Below are 16,042 nucleotides of genomic sequence, written 5' to 3'. Positions count from 1 at the left end.
CGCCGGACATCACGATGTAGATCTCCTGGGCCTTGTTCTCACGGATCGGCATCGCAAAGCCACCGCACACCACATCGCCGAGCACGTCATAGGAGACGTAGTCGACATCGTCATATGCACCGTTCTCTTCAAGGAAATTGATCGAGGTGATGACGCCGCGCCCGGCGCAGCCGACGCCCGGTTCCGGACCGCCGGACTCCACGCACTTGATGCCTTTGTAGCCGGCCTTGAGCACGTCCTCGAGCTCAAGGTCTTCCACCGAACCTTCCTGCGCTGCCAGATGCAGAACCGTGTCCTGCGCTTTGGCGTTCAGGATCAGCCGGGTGGAGTCGGCTTTCGGGTCGCATCCGACGATCAGGATCTTCTGCCCGAGGTCGACAAGCGCTGCGAGCGTATTTTGGGAGGTGGTGGACTTGCCGATCCCCCCTTTGCCGTAAAATGCGATTTGACGCAAATCTGACATATCGCCTTCCTTCTTTCGTTCCATCCATCGCTGAGTAAAAGGCCGGCAGCTCGCGCCGCCTCGCATGGCAATCTTCAAAACCCGTGCCATGTGGGCCGATCGAGCCAAAGGAAAGATCTTTTTGTTGGGTTTCAGAAAGTTACTCCGAACCACCACAGGAAACTGCCAAACAAACCTAATGTCGCCGATCAGACAAAGCCGACAGACGGTGTCGTGATGGCATCACTTGCACCGCTAGGTCGACCGCGACTATCAGCAGGACAACGGATCCGAAAACTGGAGACAATCGCACCCAGCTCCCAATCGAAAAATGTTGAAGCTTTCGATCCTGACCTGCCGCTGACGGCGATTAGAGCCTCGGCGGTCTTGAACCGCTCCCAAACGTTGGACCACCGGATGCTAGAGTTTTCCGGCTTATTCAGGGAGGCGGGCTGGTTGCGCCTCCCGAATTCACCAACGAGATCGGCGCCTTGTTGCCGATCGCACCATGAGGTCTTTCCTCATTGTAGTATCTACGCCAATCCTCCATCTTTTCGCGGGCATCCGCAAGGGTCAGGAACCAATGCTGGTTCAGGCATTCTGCACGGAAGCGGCCATTGAACGCTTCGATGAAAGCATTACCAGTCGGCTTGCCGGGGCGTGAGAAGTCCAACGTCACGCCCTTGGAATAGGCCCACAGGTCCAAGTCGCGCGACACGAACTCGGTCCCTTGGTCGACACGGATCGTTTTCGGATAGCCGGCTTTTTGGCACACCCGTTCAAGGGTTTGCACAACGTCTTCGCCTCTATAGCTATGACGTGGATCAAGCACCGGCACGTAGCGCGAAAAGGTGTCGACCACCGTCAGCACGCGCAGTTTCTTACCCGTTGCGAGTTGGTCGTGAACGAAGTCCATCGCCCAGACGTCGTTGGGTCCGACGGCCATGTGCCGATCCTCGCGAAGCTGGGCTTTTACCCTCCGCTTCGGTGTCTTGTTCCGCAACTGTAGCCCCAAGTCCCTGTAAATGCGGTAGGTTCGCTTGATGTTGGTGCCCCAACCCTCGCGTTCCAAAAGCACATGCACGCGACGATAGCCGTAGCGCACCCGCGTCTCAGAGCCCGATTCAAAAGTTCATTCGTATATCCGTTATCTTGCGATGCGCCTTGTGAGCATTCTGATTGAAGCGATTTGCGCCCATGCGGTTGCGCTTTCGATCGATTTCTCCCAATCCTTGGCGAGACGGCGGCAGCGTCCAAGCCAGGCGAAAGTTCTTTCCACCACCCATCTCTTGGGCAGGACGACGAAGCCCTTGGCGTGATCCGAACGCTTGACCATTTCGATCGTCCAGTCACCATGGCCGCACATTGCTCGCCTCAACTTGGCTCCGGCGTAGCCACCATCGGCGAAGATGTGGCGCAGCCACGGAAAACGGCGGCGGATCGCCTTGAGGACATGGGGTGCGCCGTCGCTACGCTTTGGCTGTCGATAATCCCTGCCGTCGGTTGCGCCTCCCGTCCCTCGATTTCCCGCGCCGCCATCACCAGAAGCTGGTTGATGCTCTGCCACAGTCCGATCGCGCGCCAAGCATAAAAATAACCGCGCACTGTCGAAACCGGCGGAAAATCGCCCGGCAGCATGCGCCATTGGCAGCCGCTCGAGGCGATATAGAGGATCGCCTCCACGACCGAGCGCATATTCGTCGTCCGACGCCGCCCGCCACGACGCGCTGGCGGGATCAGCGGTTTGATCAACGCCCATTCCAGGTCCTTCAAATCACTTGGAAAACGAAGCACGTCTCGGTTATGCTCACGGCGAGCGATAGCAGTCCAGCTCATCGAAACCCCATTTGATTTAGCACCAATAGGGAATCACAACTGCCTGTTATCGCTCAACTTCTTTTAAATCGGGCTCTTAGGCAATTTCGGCGGAGGGCGGATTATCAAATATACCGGGCATTACCACTTGGTGTATTCTGCGTGCTTCGCGGTTATACTAGCCATATTTGTTGTATCAATACTTATGCCATCGGATACGACCGAGTCTAATACCGGAGAAAAGATCGCTTAACCGCCCGAATCATTTCAAAAATATTACAGATAGTGGAGGAAGCCCGTGGGCTTACGTGTAATCGCGTGTTCTGCTCCCCAGTTTTCTCACGGCGAGGCGGGCGAAATGGCATTATCAAGCGCCGATCCGGCAAGCCTCTACAATGCCTGCAGATATGCTGCGTCACTGGCATCCAAGGCGGAAGGTGCATGGGGCGAAAGCAATTGGCGCGGCACCAGGAGTGACAGGCGACAATCAACGCTTCTGCTATCTGACATGGACGATGTGCAGCGAAGGCTAACGCCGCTATTAGTCCGGGTCCGGCCCAATTTAGTTCTCATAGGAGCGATGTCGATATGCTTCCGCGGTGCGATTGAGACAGCGAAATACATCAGAGAGTTTCTAGGCGATGACGTTTGTATCGTTCTTGGCGGTCGCCACGCCACCGAAACAATATATCGGGATGACGAAAATCGTGTAAGACATCATCTAGCGTCCCCTCTGCGGCTAATTGCTGACGGAAAAGTTTCCAGCTGTTTCGACATCGTGCTCTCCGGAGATGGTGAACACTTTATCGCGGAAATTGGGTGCGTCGTAGCTTCCTTGGAAGCAAGAGGTTTTTCGCCAAGGCAGGCGAAATTCTCATTGGGCCACCTGACGACCACCCCGGGGCACTGGATCGCCGGCACAATCATGGACGATCAGGTCCACACTGTGTGCTCTTCGGGCATGCCGCTCGATTATAATGGGATGCCATCCCCAGCCGAAATGTTCGGAATTACAACGAGCTTTGACGTGTTTGGTGGCGCGCCTACCGCGCACGTCTTCAGCGACATCGGGCGTGGCTGTATCTATGATTGTATCTTCTGCAGTGAGAGGATCAGCGTTGTCGGGCCTCCTCGACAGTTCAAGATAAGCCCCCACCGGTTATGCGGCCAACTCGCAGCAGCCCGCCGCGTAGTCAAGGCAGATTACGGCGAAAACTTTCCTGTCTCGGCGTTCATTGAAGACTCAACTCTTCTTGGATGGAATTCGGCCCTCGTAGCCCAGTTTGAAAAGGTATTCGACCCACTCGAAAATCCTGTGCGGCTTGGCGGACAAGCGACCATTGACCAAATTGTCAATAACCCAGCCCTTGCACGAAGACTAGGCCGCATGGGCCTGGAATATCTTTTCATCGGGGTCGAGACACCGCGCCCAGAACTTGTTGGAGGTCTTCACAAGAACATCGCCACCAAGAAGGGTTCGTGGATGGAACGCGGGGACAAAGCAGTTGAGATCTTGTCCGAAGCCGGAATCAAGGTTGGGGTATCCCTCCTATTTGGCATGGGCGAGGGAGCTGCTGAAAGGCAGCAATTGTTTTCGGCCTTAGAAAGCTGGCGGAAAACGGGCTCTCTGATCACAATCAGCATGAACTGGGCCGTCCAACACCCTTTGAGAAACACGGTTCAGGGGAATGAATATACCTATTTGGATTGGGCGGTGTCGCCCGGTCCCATGCTGTCGTTGTTAAGGAATTTTGGCGAGTCCTCTGAGATCTATCCAATTGCCGGCGGTACAAGCCCAGACGAAGCCTCCGTAAAGGATATTCTCCAAGCCACCACGGAGATCATGGCTATGCCGCCTGCACACCCAATGCAAAAGCAAGAAGCGGATCATGTCCCAGGACGTGGTGTAGCTTAGACGACCACGGCTCATCCCAGCCGGATGAGTGTCAGCTTGCTGCTGGCAGGCTGATGAGGGGATCATCGCTCATTGTGGCGATTGTCTCAAGTGTCATGTAGCGGGATCGCTGGACGGCCCATTCATCGTTCTGTTCGAGCAGCAGCGCACCGACCAGGCGCACGATGGCGTCGTCGTTGGGGAAGATGCCGACGACCTCTGTCCGCCGCTTGATCTCGCCGTTCAATCGCTCAATCGGGTTGGTCGAGTGAAGTTTGGCCCAATGCTGCTTGGGACATGTAGGCGAGCACGTCTTGCTCGGCGCTGTCCATAAGACTGGCGAGCTTCGGTACCTTTGGCCTGATCTGGTCGGCGACGTTGCGCCACTGAGTGCTTGCCGCCTCCGGCGTGTCCTGAGCGAAGGCCGTGGCAATGAAGGCGGAGAAAACTCGGCGTCCGCTCTTTCCAGCATGGGCCAAGGTATTGCGCATGAAGTGGACCCTGCAGCGCTGCCAGGTGGCGGAGAGCACCTTCGATACTGCGGCCTTGATGCCCTCATGCGCATCGGAGACAACGAGCTTCACGCCACGCAGACCCCGCCTGGTCAGCTTTCGAAGAAACTCCGTCCAGGTCGCCTCGGCCTCGGACGTGCCGAGCACCTCGCGTCGACCGTCGGTGTTGACGCCGACGGCGATGATTACGGCGACGGAGACAATACGACCACCGCGCCGAACCTTGAGGGAGGTCGCATCGATCCACAGGTAGGGCCATTCTCCTTCGATGGGCCTGTCGAGGAAGACCTTCACCTTCTCATCGATTTCTTCGCACAGCCGGGATACCTGGCTTTTGGAGATGCCGCTCATGCCCATGGCCTTGACGAGGTCATCGACGGATCGGGTCGAAACGCCTTGGATATAGGCTTCTTCGATGACCGCAGTCAGGGCCTTCTCGGCCATCCGGCGTGGTTCGAGAAAGCTCGGGAAATAGCTGCCTGTGCGAAGCTTGGGAATGCGCAGCTCGACGGTGCCCGCCCGTGTCTCCCAATCCCGGTCGCGATAGCCGTTACGCTGGGCCAGTCGGAAGCCATTCTTCTCGCCATAGCCCGCGCCGGTCTTCGTGCCGACCTCCAGCGCCATCAGCTTCTCGGCAGTAAAGCCGATCATCTCGCGCAGCAAATCGGCATCGGCGCTCTTCTCAACGAGTGAGCGCAGGTTCATCATGTCGTCGGTCATCGGTGGTGTCCCTCAGGTTGGCTCAAGCAACCCGACCCTACCGGAAATCACCGATGGCTATGAAATCCAGTTACACCACTCCATTGGACACGATCAAGAAGCGGAGCATATATATGCTGAACGGAGCGCCTAAAGGCGGAATAAATTACCCTAGCTCAGACCGAGTATGCGCCGGAACCCATCTCTTTATCGATATGTGGGATGCAGAAAATACGGGAAATGCTGAAGCGATTGAGGCGGCGGTAGCGCAAGCCGTTCATGACTGCCGCGCAACGATGTTGGAATCGAGTTATAGAAAATATAGCGAAGATGGGGGCGTCACGGGCTTCGCAATTCTCGCTGAATCGCACATTTGCGTAAATACCTGGCACGAAGAACGCATGGTCGCGATAGACGTATTTTTTTGTGGTTCGCTAGACCCGTACGCGAGTATCACCGCGTTGCGCGACGTATTTCGTCCATCCCGGATCGATATTAGCGAGCACAAGCGTCTTCTTGGAACAAGAATAACGCATCCAAATATTGTGGAAGCGCTTTAGCCGAAAGTATTCTCCGAAATCGAGGCGGAACATGTCTAGACAAATCGTTTTCGTGCGCGAAAAATACCCTTCTGAATTCCGCACTATGATCGTGCCGAATGAAGTGCCGTACTACACAGAAAAGGGCTTTGAGGTATTCGTCGAGCTTGGTATCGGCGAAAAAATTGGCTTTGCGGAACCAGCCGGATGTCCTAAAGCGCCGGCGTGTCTGGTTCGACGGCCAACTGAATCTCGATCCAGAACAGCTGATCTTCATCGACGAAAGTGTGCTGCAGAGGCACGGAAGGAGTTCAGTATGAGCTAACCCCGTAACGTGAAGCTGCGTGAATGATGGAGGATGGCCCTCCGGGATCGGCTTTCAGGAGCGGGTCTCAAACCAGTCCGAGCTGCTGCGGTAAAGAGCCGTGGTGGCTGGGGCTTACTTTCCGCCGCCGGTGCGCGTCGTCTCCATTCCAAAGAAGACCGGAGGCGAAAGGGTTTTGGGTGTGCCGACGGTCAGTGATCGGATCGCTCAGATGGTGGTCAAGCAGATGATTGAGCCGGATTTAGAGCCGCTCTTCTTGCCAGACTCCTATGGCTACAGGCCGATGAAGTCGGCTTTGGATGCCGTTGGGGTAACGCGTCAGCGGTGCTGGAAGTACGATTGGGTTCTGGAATTCGACATCAAAGGGCTGTTCGACAATCTTCCGCATGATCTCTTTAATCGAAACCCCATTTTGTCGTCGAACGCTCGTTGCGTGATCGCCCTTGATGAGAAACCCTTTTAGCCAGTTCCAACGCCGCGGCCGGACATGGGGCAACCATTGCCCGATTGACCCCAGTCTCCAACTTAAGTGGCTCAGCTCTCTTCAATGAGGCCACAGCTAGCAAGGGCAGAGACGAAATCGTGAACGTCGCATTTGGTGACGTCATACCGTTCTGATTTAAGCTCGCTCAGTATCCTTGGTAGTGTATGCTCGCCGTCCAGTTTCGAAACCAAACCGGCGACCCAAGGCGGAGGAGATTGGATGATCTTTCTTGATTTCTGGGATTCCTTCCAATTCGAGCCTTTCATTTGGCCCAACCCATCGCTGGCGATTTTCCAGCTTGTCAAGAAGTATAAGGCGGCTTCGGGAGGCCCATACGGTCGTATGAAGCCCCACTTCACCATTACGGTCGACTCGGCGCCCATTGCTGATAAACAAAACTCCAATCTCTCGGCATGTGGTAGATCCAAAAATCGTGCCAGCTGCAAAAAGAGCCTAGGAAAAGTTTTCCTATTTGCTCGGAGCCTAAATGCAACTGCATCAACAGCGCCCGAACAATATCGCGTCGCGTTTCAACAAATCGGCAGCGCCGCATGCGCGCCAATCAACCGCAGACGAGGGAGAAAACTCCGAGCAGCTCCGGCAGTGTTCTGGTAAGCGCGTCGCCGTGTTCCGCAAAGCGGCGCACAACGGCAGCGCCTATGCAGTCCGCCCCGCCATGACAAGCGCAATGCGCGCAGTGGAGTGCTCGGCAGGAGGGAAGAGTTCGGCTCGTGGCGTCCCGGGCATGGCGGGTGCGCCTACCCCGGTTACTAAACGATCTCCAGCCACCGTCGACGGTCACCACAGACCCGGTGACGCTTGCGCGCTGGCGAGAAAGCGCACCGCTCGGGCAATTTTGTCTGGACGCGCCACGCGACCCATTGGCACCCGGCTGCGCACCGCGGTGAGGTCTATCTTGCCCGCGCGTTCAAGTTCCGAAACCATCGGCATGCGCACGTAAAAGTTCCCTGACCAACGTTGACGATCTCGAGGCTGAATCCTGATCGATCAAGTCTCACTTTCACCCTCTTGAAGGAATGCAGTCTTCCTAAATGCGTAGACGGGGTCATCGGGACATGATGCTCCGATCGGCTGCCGGTGGCCGAACTGCTCAGTCTCGGATGCCGCGGCCAAGATCTGCTCCTCGACTAGATCATAGACCACCGTCCGTTCGGCAATTCTCCAATCCCCTCCCTTTTTCAGGAACAGATCGCAATAGCGGCCGCAGATCAGGGCCTGACTTAGCGTTCCGGCCTTGTTCGGTGCGCGTTGCAGTGCGGCGAAGTAACTTTCGACGGCGGCTTTTTCCGGGCTGCTGAACTCAATCAGAATGTTCGTGATTTGATGGATGTTGCGCGGTCCCGTCTTGAAGACACCAAGGGCGAACTCGATGAAGCCCTCGGCCGAACCGGAATAGGTCCCGTGATTGTCACGTGCATCGGGCCAGTAGGAACTGCGCAGCGCCCTTTCATCGGCGCGGTCTATCCCGCGGCAATACCGATAGAGGCAGTCGCGGAGCGCCTCGCGGTCGAGCAATTCGGTAATTTTTTTTGTGTTTCATCGCTTGTCGCACATCTGATATTGGGGCGCTTACCCATCCAGTGACGCAGCCAGCTTTCAACTGCTCGGCTGACGTAAGGAAAAACCCTCCCTCTGCTTAGGCATGCATGTAAACAACTGCCCTTAGAAGTAGACATCAATGGGAGAGCTGCGGGTAAGGTGTTTGGACAGCGACGGCGCCGTCATGCACCAGTTGCGTTGCGTTTCAACCCCCACAATGTTGGTTGAACAAAAGGCGATCGAGCAACGCATCCGAAACGCAATCTATCTCCAGCGCACGTTCAGGGCAGGATCGAGCGCCTCGCGACGCGAACAGTTCGTCCCTCTCCTCGACATCGATTGCACCGGGCAGTATGTATCCCTCGTCGTCAAGATTGAATATTTCGGGCGCTTGGGCCCAGCATCTTGCATGACCTTGGCATTTGGAAGTGTGCACTATGACGCGCATACGGTACTCCATGTCTTTCCTCCTCTCAATTATCAGGACCAGTCCAGGATCAGATTCTCTATTCCAAACACGTGGCCCCCATAGGTGATGGGCGCCGTACCATCCTTGATACGGAAGTCAGGGATGCGCGACAGCCACTCCTCCAGGCCGATGACGATCTCTCGCCGGGCAAGGTGTGATCCAAGACAGCGATGGGGACCGTACGCAAAAGCGGTGTGGCGATTGTCTTCTCGTGCCAAATCGATCGTGTTCGGATTTTCGAATTCCACCGGATCACGATTGGCAATCATCGTGGCGCAGGAAATGTAGTCCCCCTTACGGATCGGCGCGCCTTCGAAATTGATATCTTTCGTCGCCACACGGATCATCTGCACGGTCGAATAGGCGCGAAGCAGTTCTTCGGCTGCGAGCACAATTCGATCCGGTTTGCTCCGCAGCAATTCCTGTTCTGTCGGATTGCGCGCGAGATAGGCCAGGTCAAAGCCGATCGCCGTTGCCACGGTGTCCAGTCCCGCGACGAATAGAAGCACGCCTATTCCATGGATTTCCTGGTCTCTCAACAGGCGGCCGTCGACCTTTGCCTGCACGACGAAGGTCATGAAATCGTCGGCCGGTTCTTTGCGGCGCATCGCTGCAAGTTCATCGATGAACGCCAAAATTGTTCGGGCGGCTGCGGTTCGTCTGATGCCGTCGCCGTGGAGCAGGTCCTTCCCCCAGCCCACGAATGTATTGAGGCGCTCATCGGATAAGCCGAGCAAACGGAGGAAGATACTAACCGCAAAAGGAAAGGCGAAGTCCGTCAAGATGTCGCAGCTTGTGCTCGACGCGGAAATCTTGGAAATCAACGCAATCGCCCGATCACGGACCGCCGGTTCAAGCTCCATTATCCGCCTGGGCGAAAGCAGCGGATTGAGAAGTGAGCGAAACACGCTGTGAGCCGGGGGGTCGAGTTCAAGCGGGATCAGCGGCCAGTTTTCGCCAAGCGCCGAGGCGAAAAGGCTCCGATGGCTGGAAAAGGTTCCGGTGTCCTGCAGCAATTTGCGTTGGTCCTGAGCGCGAACGATGACCCAGGTACCTCGGCCATCGCGCGTATTGCAGGGAGAATAAAAGATTCTCGGTCCATTATGGAGGCAAGCGACAGCTGCGTGCGGATCCCCATTTGGCATGCGCTCCATGCCGGGCGACGTGAACAGGCTGAAGTCCTTCACCATTTCGGGAGGGACATGTTCTGGAACCCTAATGGTAGCCACTGCTTTTCTCCTGTCATCAAAGCCCCTTCGCCGAGAACGAATTCTCCTCGGAGAGGGAGCGAGCAAAATCGTTGAGCGCCAGATTTCCAATCTCAGCAGCGCGAGGCGCCAATGACATGCGATGCAGCGATCAGATCGCCGTGCGGCTCGAAATCCACGCTGCTTTGTTGGCCGAAGTCGAAATTTCTTGGATGCCTCGCCCGCCCTTCCGGTCGACATCGGATTTTCACGGGTACCTCTCTTCCGGTAAATGCGTTCTGAGCACAGATGCATTTTGATTTCCTCCGCTCCATGGCGGTCACCAAAGAAACCGGCCGACAGTCCTTGCCGCCCCGCAAGAAGAACTTCAAAGTTCATGCCAATTTGATTGATTTGGCCGGAAAGAAATTTTTCAATTGCCTTTCAGCGCTTTGGCTCAAGGCAGAACAAAGATTGGCTGATCAAGGCCGTGTCGCGCATCTAACAAAACCCGACATCAGGTGCCGGATGCCATCTATTCAGGTGCGACTTTTTCCCAGCCACCACAGCCGGGGGCCAGAGACAGCGCGACGAGCAACGAATGTCCTGATGTACTGCGATGCAGTGGGATAGCTTGAGGGTGGGTAGCTTTGAATTGTGGCATCGAGCTAGCGGCGGAATTCCGGGAAAAGCTCGAAGCGTGCTACTCCTTTGTCCTGAATGTCAGTTCTACCAGCCCGACGACACCACCCTAAGAGTCGGCGGCAATCTGCCGATTGGGTGTTGTCTGACAGCAATGGATATGGTGGCCTACCGTCCGCCGAGACGGAAGGCGATGGCCGCAGAAAGCCCGCTCAAGCGGCGGGCCGAAAATGCCGTCCGAAACAAATCCACAAAACTGCCCTGCCTGGCACGGCAAGAGCGTGGGTACGGAGATTTGATCTGGATCAAATCGCAATCCTGATGAAATTGATAGCCATCAAAGACGCGCTGGAAGAAATAGGGATAGCCGAAGTCGCAACGGCCGCGTGGTCGTCTCGGGCATGTCCGGCATAGGCGGTTTTCGAAGGGATCAGGACATGGACGTCGCACGCGGTGAGGTTCTCGTGATTAGCACTTCCGTCGCTTGCCGTTCCTGCCAGGCGCGGCACGGCGTCGTTTGCGGCGCCTTGTCGGCTGGCCAGCTTAGCGAACTTGGCCGCCACTCGCTGCGCCGCAAGGTCGACGCAGGCTGCGAGATCATTGCACAAGGATCGGAAAACTCTTTCTATTCGAACATCACGCGCGGCGTGGTGAAGCTCTGCAAGGTGATGTCGGACGGGCGCCAGCAGATCGTTGGCCTGCAATTCGCCCCCGATTTCGTCGGCCGCCCCTTCGTGCGCGAAAGCACGCTGTCGGCCGAGGCCGCGACCGATGCGGAGATCTGCGTGTTCCCCCGCAATTTGCTCGAACGCATGATATTGGAGACTAGGGAATTGCAGCGTAGCCTGCACGCTCAGGCGCTGAACGAGCTGGATGCCGCGCGCGAATGGATGCTGACGCTCGGCCGGCGGACCGCCGAGGAGAAGGTCGCAAGCCTGCTCCACCTCATTGCCGCCCACGCCGAGACGGCGACGAGCACTGCCTTCGATCTGCCGCTATCGCGTGCCGAGATTGCCGACTTTCTCGGGCTGACGATCGAAACCGTCAGCCGCCAGTTGACCCGGCTTCGCAAAGAGGGCGTCATCCGCATCGAGAACATCCGGCATATCACCGTGCCCGACATGGATGCGCTCGCAAAGAAAATCAGCGGGTAATTGCCACCCGCGTATCGCCAGCGTAAAGAACTAGGCGGCATTGTCGGGATGCAGACGGACGTGCCGGGCGCTACCACATCGAGCATTCCGGGCGAGAAAACTTCTAGTCCCGGAGCCGCCGGCTTGCAGCTCGGGATAGCCGCCGGGCAGGTGGGTGGCGTCGCCATCGGCGCCGGGCGCCCAGCACGTCGCCAGCGAGCTGAGCGGTGAGTGGTGAATGGAACAAAATATCAGCTCCGCGGCGACGTCAGCCGAGCAACAAATGCTCGTAGGCCAAAGGCTACATAGCGCGACCCGGGTGCCGGTCGGCATCAGCCGATCGATATTGGCGGCTGCGAGCTCTTCACGCCCCCAACCTGCGGATATCCGCCATCGTCGTCTTCTGTGACGAAATTATCGGAGCCGTTTGCGTTTCACCATTTTTCGATGCGCGGTCCGAGCCTGGCGCCCCCTTTTGTCGGACCTCAAACTTTCTTGTGCAGTTTCAAACAAGAAAACGTGCGCGGGTAGACATACGCACGAGCAGAACCTCAAGCCCCGTGACCCGCGCCTTCCCGCCGCGACCGGACTGGCGGGCAGTATGCTAAGGTTCTAAAAGGCGACAGAGAAACCTTGATCGAGATGCGGTCGGAAGTAGCCGAAACAGCGCCCGGCCGTCAGCGCGGCACAACGGCTTCACAATTCGCTCGCCCGCACGAGCAGCGCACGAGTGCGGCGACGAAGGCCCTGTGCTGACCGCAAGTCCATCTCCTTCAGGCCAAATGGCATGACGCTTGCTTGCCCTGGCGTGTGGGCCGAGGTCGGATTCGTGTTAGCCGTGACTGAGAGGCCGCAAATAAATTTTCCTAGAGGAGCTTCATTGATGACCATGGAAAAGCAGGTCCCTATTGTCACCTTTCGCACGCGGGTTCGCGACGAGTCTATATCCGGTCCCAACCCCTACCGCTGGGAAGACAAGACGACCGACGACTATTTCAGCGGTAAGCGGGTAATCCTTTTTTCGCTGCCGGGCGCCTTCACGCCAATCTGCTCCACCTTCCAACTGCCTGATTTCGAAAGTCTTTATGTCGAGTTTAAGAAGAATGGCATTGACGACATCTACTGTCTCTCCGTCAACGATGCCTTCGTCATGAATGCTTGGGGCAAGTCTCAGGGGTTGAAAAATGTCAAGCTTATCCCGGACGGTTCGGGAGAATTCACTCGGAAAATGGGTATGCTCGTCGCCAAGGACAATCTCGGTTTCGGTCTGCGCTCCTGGCGCTACGCTGCCGTGATCAATAATGGCGTCGTGGAGGGGTGGTTCGAGGAAGAAGGCTTTGGCGACAACTGCGCGACCGATCCGTATGGCGTTTCTTCGCCGCAAAACATTTTGAAATGCCTTAAGGCCCCAGCCTTCGTATGAGCATTGAAGCCAACGACCAGCAGCTACGACTTGTCGTGCACACCTGCGCCGAATGATAGGAGTTTTGCTCGAACCATGAAGTCCTTTACAAGCCTTCATCAGCGTCAGCAGCAATCGCTGGTTATTACGCCCCAGCTCATCGCGTCTATTCGCTTGCTGCAGCTGGCGCACACCGAACTGAATCAGTTCGTGGAACAGGAAATCGAGAAGAACCCATTTCTCGACCTGGCGTCGAATGACGGCGGGGCTTCTGGCGTATCGCCAACTGCGGCGGATGATCCAAATATCAGCGCACGCGAAGACCACGTTGATGGACCGGCCAGGACGGACATGCCTGAGCTGTCTAGTCCCTGGAAATCAATCCGTGACACAGGCAACCTTTCGCCGGGGGAAAGGCCTTCCCTGGATGAGTTCGCCGCCTCAACTGAGACATTGCACGAACATGTCGCCCATCAGATCGCCCTCACTGCCTTCACACCCCAGGAGCGGCTGATTGCTGGCGCGCTTGCCGACCATCTGGATGACACTGGGTATCTGCAAGTGAACCTTCAGGAGCTAGCAGAGAGGCTAAATAGCCCTGAGGCTGGAGTGAAGCGGGTTCTTGAGGCTTTGCAGCTATTTGACCCGCCGGGCATATTTGCGCGAAGTCTGGGCGAATGCCTCGAGATTCAGTTGCGCCAACGAGACCGGTTCGACCCGGCCATGGCAGCTCTGGTCGCAAATCTCGAGTTGCTTGCGCGACGCGATTTTCGAGCACTGAAGCGACGTTGCCGGGTCGATGAAGACGACCTTCTCGATATGTTGAACGAAATTCGTGCACTTGACCCAAAGCCTGGAAACCAGTTCCAGTCCGCAAGGTCGGAATCCATCATACCCGACGTCTTCGTCCTACCCTCGCCGGGAGGCGGATGGCACGTCGAGCTTAATCGGGAGATTTTGCCCAAGGTACTGATCAACCAAACCTATTTTGCGCAAGTTACTCGCCTAACCGCCCAAAGCTCGAAAGATCAGTCATTCCTCAACGAATGCTTCCAGAGCGCGAGCTGGTTGGTTCGGAGTCTCGATCAGCGCGCCACGACGATCCTTAAGGTGGCGACCGAAATCGTGCGCCACCAGGATGTCTTTTTGGAAGATGGCATTGCTCATCTTCGCCCTCTCAATCTTAAGACCATCGCTGACGCGATCGACATGCACGAGTCCACTGTAAGTCGGGTAACGTCGAACAAATACATTCTCACGCCCCGCGGCGTGTTCGAGCTCAAGTATTTTTTCACCGTCGCGATCCCGTCCTCACAAGGCGGTGACGCGCACTCGGCCGAAGCTGTGCGCCATCAGATAAGGGCACTTATTGCCGCAGAGACGCTCCATGATGTGCTGTCCGACGATGGCATCGTTGCCAAGCTCAAGGAAACAGGCGTCGACATTGCTCGCCGCACAGTCGCCAAATATCGCGAGGCGATGAACATCCCCTCGTCCGCGCAACGCCGGCGGGAGAAACGGTTTGTACTGGCGGCCGCGGAGGGATAAGTCCTTTGTACCGTAGGTGATGCCCTTTTCCCAAAAACCGCGGAACTGAGGCACATGTGACATTGTGCTTAGTCCTCTCCATGGAGGATCGACTTCATATGGGCTGGCGACCGCAGCCTCGTCACGGGAGCTTCAAAAGTTGTTCCGGCCGCTTAAGCTGACGTTCCAGAAAAGATTAGATGTCTGTTCCATAGCCCAAGCGCTTAGGGGCTAAGCGGTTAATCACGAAACTCGTGCAGAATTTTTATGTCGCGCAAGCGACAAATCTAGAAGCAGTTGTCGCCTCCCATTCATTTTCGCCGAACCGCTGGGATTTCGGTGCGGCGGCAACGAGAGCCTCAACCGAAAATGATAGACGGAGATACGCGGGCAGACGTTCTGGAGTTGGCGCGCTTTCGAGATCTCCGATGTTCGACGACGCAGGAATACAACACGCGGGCTGATCGAACTCTTGGCCTTCCTTACCGCTTGGCACGACGCATGCACGGTAATCCGAAAATGCGCCATCGAACAAAAAGGAATCATCCCATGATCAAGCTCACAGAGAATGCCGCCGCCATCATGAACGTAACGCTTTCCCGAGCCGAGCAGGCGGAAGGCTTTCGCATCGCGGTCGAGGCAGGTGGATGCGCCGGCTACAAATACCTGGTGGGGCTAGAAAGCGTCCAGGGCGAGGGCGACGCGGTGATCGAAACAAATGGGGTCAAGGTGTTCGTTGACGCAGACTCCCAAGCACACATCAACGGCATGACGATCGACTTCGTGACGGGACCAGAAACCTCCGGTTTTGTCTTCGACAATCCCAATGCGCACCAGAACTGCACTTGCGGCAAATCCTTCGGCTGATCACCGAGAAAGCGAGAGAGCCATGCGGAATTATTGCGAAAAGGTCATGGTTTCCTTTTTCAATCCGAAGAACGACGGCGTGCAGGAAAATCCCCTCAGCGAGACCGCGGCAGTTTCCTACGGTAGAGGGCCTGAATTGATAATTGGAGTCGATCCAACGGTGGGAGCGTTTCTGGTGACGCCGTCGTCCTTGCGTTCCAACCCAGCGACCGCCTTCTCGCCAGCGCTGGCCGAACTCATAACCCTAAAGCCCGCCGAAGCGCCTCAAAACGTCCGTCAGGAGACAGCAGGCTTTTTAAGCGGTTTGCTGCCGGAGAAAAAGGTCTGCTCATCAACGGATTATCCTGAGGCAGCAAAATTTTTTGGCGGGCATCCGGGCCAGGATTCCAAAGGAGACGCTCCCTCTGCAAGCAGTTCCGCGCCGAGGAAAGGTGAGCGAAGACGCGTGCGTGTCAAGAGGCTTGATTTCATGACCAAGTCGCTCACTTCGCTAGATCTGGCAGTAGACGGACGACACTCGTTCAAGCCGTCGAAGACGTGTCAGC

The 16,042-nt window shown here is 56.5% G+C and carries 13 protein-coding genes and 5 pseudogenes; 10 read left to right on the top strand and 8 right to left on the bottom strand.

The annotated features are described in order from the left end of the window. From PH551_RS29200 to PH551_RS29190, 3 genes and pseudogenes are all read right to left on the bottom strand, one after another. Positions 1–463: AAA family ATPase (locus tag PH551_RS29200; protein ID WP_285196077.1), on the bottom strand; the 463-nt coding region annotated here is incomplete at its 3' end. Positions 464–881: 418 nt separating this feature from the next. Then, positions 882–1,556: pseudogene (locus PH551_RS29195) on the bottom strand (IS3 family transposase); the annotation flags it as partial. A gap of 33 nt (positions 1,557–1,589) precedes the next feature. Continuing rightward, positions 1,590–2,278, bottom strand: a pseudogene (locus PH551_RS29190) (transposase). A gap of 559 nt (positions 2,279–2,837) precedes the next feature. Between PH551_RS29190 and PH551_RS29185 the strand changes: the two are divergent. Further along, complete coding sequence (locus PH551_RS29185; protein WP_225881315.1) at positions 2,838–4,172, top strand: hypothetical protein; 1,335 nt, start codon at positions 2,838–2,840, stop codon at positions 4,170–4,172. Positions 4,173–4,203: 31 nt separating this feature from the next. On the opposite strand, the pseudogene PH551_RS29180 reads toward PH551_RS29185, so the two are convergent. After that, positions 4,204–5,383, bottom strand: a pseudogene (locus PH551_RS29180) (IS256 family transposase). Positions 5,384–5,436: 53 nt separating this feature from the next. Between PH551_RS29180 and speD the strand changes: the two are divergent. The 3 genes and pseudogenes from speD to PH551_RS29170 form a co-directional block, all read left to right on the top strand. Further along, entirely contained in the window at positions 5,437–5,922 is a 486-nt protein-coding gene (gene speD, locus PH551_RS29175) for an adenosylmethionine decarboxylase (RefSeq protein ID WP_018247191.1), read from the top strand. Between the two features lie 173 nt (positions 5,923–6,095). Beyond that, positions 6,096–6,194 (top strand): annotated as a pseudogene (locus tag PH551_RS33080) (IS630 family transposase); the annotation flags it as partial. Between the two features lie 138 nt (positions 6,195–6,332). Then, positions 6,333–6,620, top strand: a pseudogene (locus PH551_RS29170) (reverse transcriptase domain-containing protein); the annotation flags it as partial. Positions 6,621–6,760: 140 nt separating this feature from the next. On the opposite strand, the gene PH551_RS32950 reads toward PH551_RS29170, so the two are convergent. Further along, positions 6,761–6,976: a hypothetical protein gene (locus PH551_RS32950; RefSeq protein ID WP_348646384.1), complete on the bottom strand. Its 216-nt coding sequence runs from the start codon at positions 6,974–6,976 to the stop codon at positions 6,761–6,763. Between PH551_RS32950 and PH551_RS29165 the strand changes: the two genes are divergently transcribed. Continuing rightward, entirely contained in the window at positions 6,930–7,325 is a 396-nt protein-coding gene (locus tag PH551_RS29165) for a hypothetical protein (RefSeq protein WP_155774533.1), read from the top strand. The two genes, PH551_RS32950 and PH551_RS29165, sit on opposite strands and share 47 nt — an antisense overlap. Before the next feature lie 393 nt (positions 7,326–7,718). Here PH551_RS29165 and PH551_RS29155 read toward each other — a convergent pair whose 3' ends face one another. From PH551_RS29155 to PH551_RS29145, 3 genes are all read right to left on the bottom strand, one after another. After that, positions 7,719–8,246: a nuclear transport factor 2 family protein gene (locus tag PH551_RS29155; RefSeq protein WP_004678573.1), complete on the bottom strand. Its 528-nt coding sequence runs from the start codon at positions 8,244–8,246 to the stop codon at positions 7,719–7,721. A gap of 229 nt (positions 8,247–8,475) precedes the next feature. Then, a complete protein-coding gene (locus PH551_RS29150; RefSeq protein ID WP_004678571.1) occupies positions 8,476–8,730 on the bottom strand; it encodes a ferredoxin in 255 nt (84 codons plus the stop codon). A 20-nt stretch (positions 8,731–8,750) separates the two neighbouring features. After that, the gene (locus tag PH551_RS29145; RefSeq protein ID WP_018247194.1) at positions 8,751–9,929 is read right to left on the bottom strand and encodes a cytochrome P450; all 1,179 of its coding nucleotides are present in this window, start codon (positions 9,927–9,929) and stop codon (positions 8,751–8,753) included. 306 nt (positions 9,930–10,235) lie between these two features. On the opposite strand from PH551_RS29145, the gene PH551_RS29140 reads away from it, so the two are divergent. The 5 genes from PH551_RS29140 to PH551_RS29115 all read left to right on the top strand — a co-directional run bounded on the left by PH551_RS29140 (position 10,236) and on the right by PH551_RS29115 (position 15,497). Then, on the top strand, positions 10,236–10,559 hold the full coding sequence (locus PH551_RS29140; RefSeq protein WP_132662505.1) for a hypothetical protein: 324 nt from the start codon (positions 10,236–10,238) through the stop codon (positions 10,557–10,559). 446 nt (positions 10,560–11,005) lie between these two features. Then, positions 11,006–11,722 (top strand): Crp/Fnr family transcriptional regulator, encoded by a 717-nt coding sequence (locus PH551_RS29135; protein WP_026188843.1) that lies wholly within the window; start codon positions 11,006–11,008, stop codon positions 11,720–11,722. Between the two features lie 862 nt (positions 11,723–12,584). Then, positions 12,585–13,124, top strand: a complete 540-nt coding sequence (locus tag PH551_RS29125) for a peroxiredoxin (RefSeq protein WP_004678566.1) — start codon at positions 12,585–12,587, stop codon at positions 13,122–13,124. Between the two features lie 75 nt (positions 13,125–13,199). Beyond that, positions 13,200–14,651, top strand: a complete 1,452-nt coding sequence (gene rpoN / locus PH551_RS29120) for an RNA polymerase factor sigma-54 (protein WP_004678547.1) — start codon at positions 13,200–13,202, stop codon at positions 14,649–14,651. Between the two features lie 528 nt (positions 14,652–15,179). Next, positions 15,180–15,497 (top strand): HesB/IscA family protein, encoded by a 318-nt coding sequence (locus tag PH551_RS29115; protein ID WP_004678546.1) that lies wholly within the window; start codon positions 15,180–15,182, stop codon positions 15,495–15,497. Positions 15,498–16,042 lie beyond the last annotated feature (545 nt).

This window comes from Rhizobium atlanticum (assembly GCF_030182485.1).
Lineage (GTDB): Bacteria > Pseudomonadota > Alphaproteobacteria > Rhizobiales > Rhizobiaceae > Rhizobium.
This window is presented reverse-complemented; position numbering and strand designations above follow the sequence as displayed.

Bases quoted from the DNA above. Each gene is read 5' to 3' on its own strand.
- PH551_RS29185 (WP_225881315.1), top strand. From the start codon at position 2,838: ATGTCGATATGCTTCCGCGGTGCGATTGAGACAGCGAAATACATCAGA.
- speD (WP_018247191.1), top strand. From the start codon at position 5,437: ATGGCTATGAAATCCAGTTACACCACTCCATTGGACACGATCAAGAAG.
- PH551_RS29165 (WP_155774533.1), top strand. From the start codon at position 6,930: ATGATCTTTCTTGATTTCTGGGATTCCTTCCAATTCGAGCCTTTCATT.
- PH551_RS32950 (WP_348646384.1), bottom strand. From the start codon at position 6,976: ATGAAAGGCTCGAATTGGAAGGAATCCCAGAAATCAAGAAAGATCATC.
- PH551_RS29150 (WP_004678571.1), bottom strand. From the start codon at position 8,730: ATGGAGTACCGTATGCGCGTCATAGTGCACACTTCCAAATGCCAAGGT.
- PH551_RS29145 (WP_018247194.1), bottom strand. From the start codon at position 9,929: ATGGTGAAGGACTTCAGCCTGTTCACGTCGCCCGGCATGGAGCGCATG.
- PH551_RS29140 (WP_132662505.1), top strand. From the start codon at position 10,236: ATGCATTTTGATTTCCTCCGCTCCATGGCGGTCACCAAAGAAACCGGC.
- PH551_RS29135 (WP_026188843.1), top strand. From the start codon at position 11,006: ATGGACGTCGCACGCGGTGAGGTTCTCGTGATTAGCACTTCCGTCGCT.
- PH551_RS29125 (WP_004678566.1), top strand. From the start codon at position 12,585: ATGACCATGGAAAAGCAGGTCCCTATTGTCACCTTTCGCACGCGGGTT.
- rpoN (WP_004678547.1), top strand. From the start codon at position 13,200: ATGAAGTCCTTTACAAGCCTTCATCAGCGTCAGCAGCAATCGCTGGTT.
- PH551_RS29115 (WP_004678546.1), top strand. From the start codon at position 15,180: ATGATCAAGCTCACAGAGAATGCCGCCGCCATCATGAACGTAACGCTT.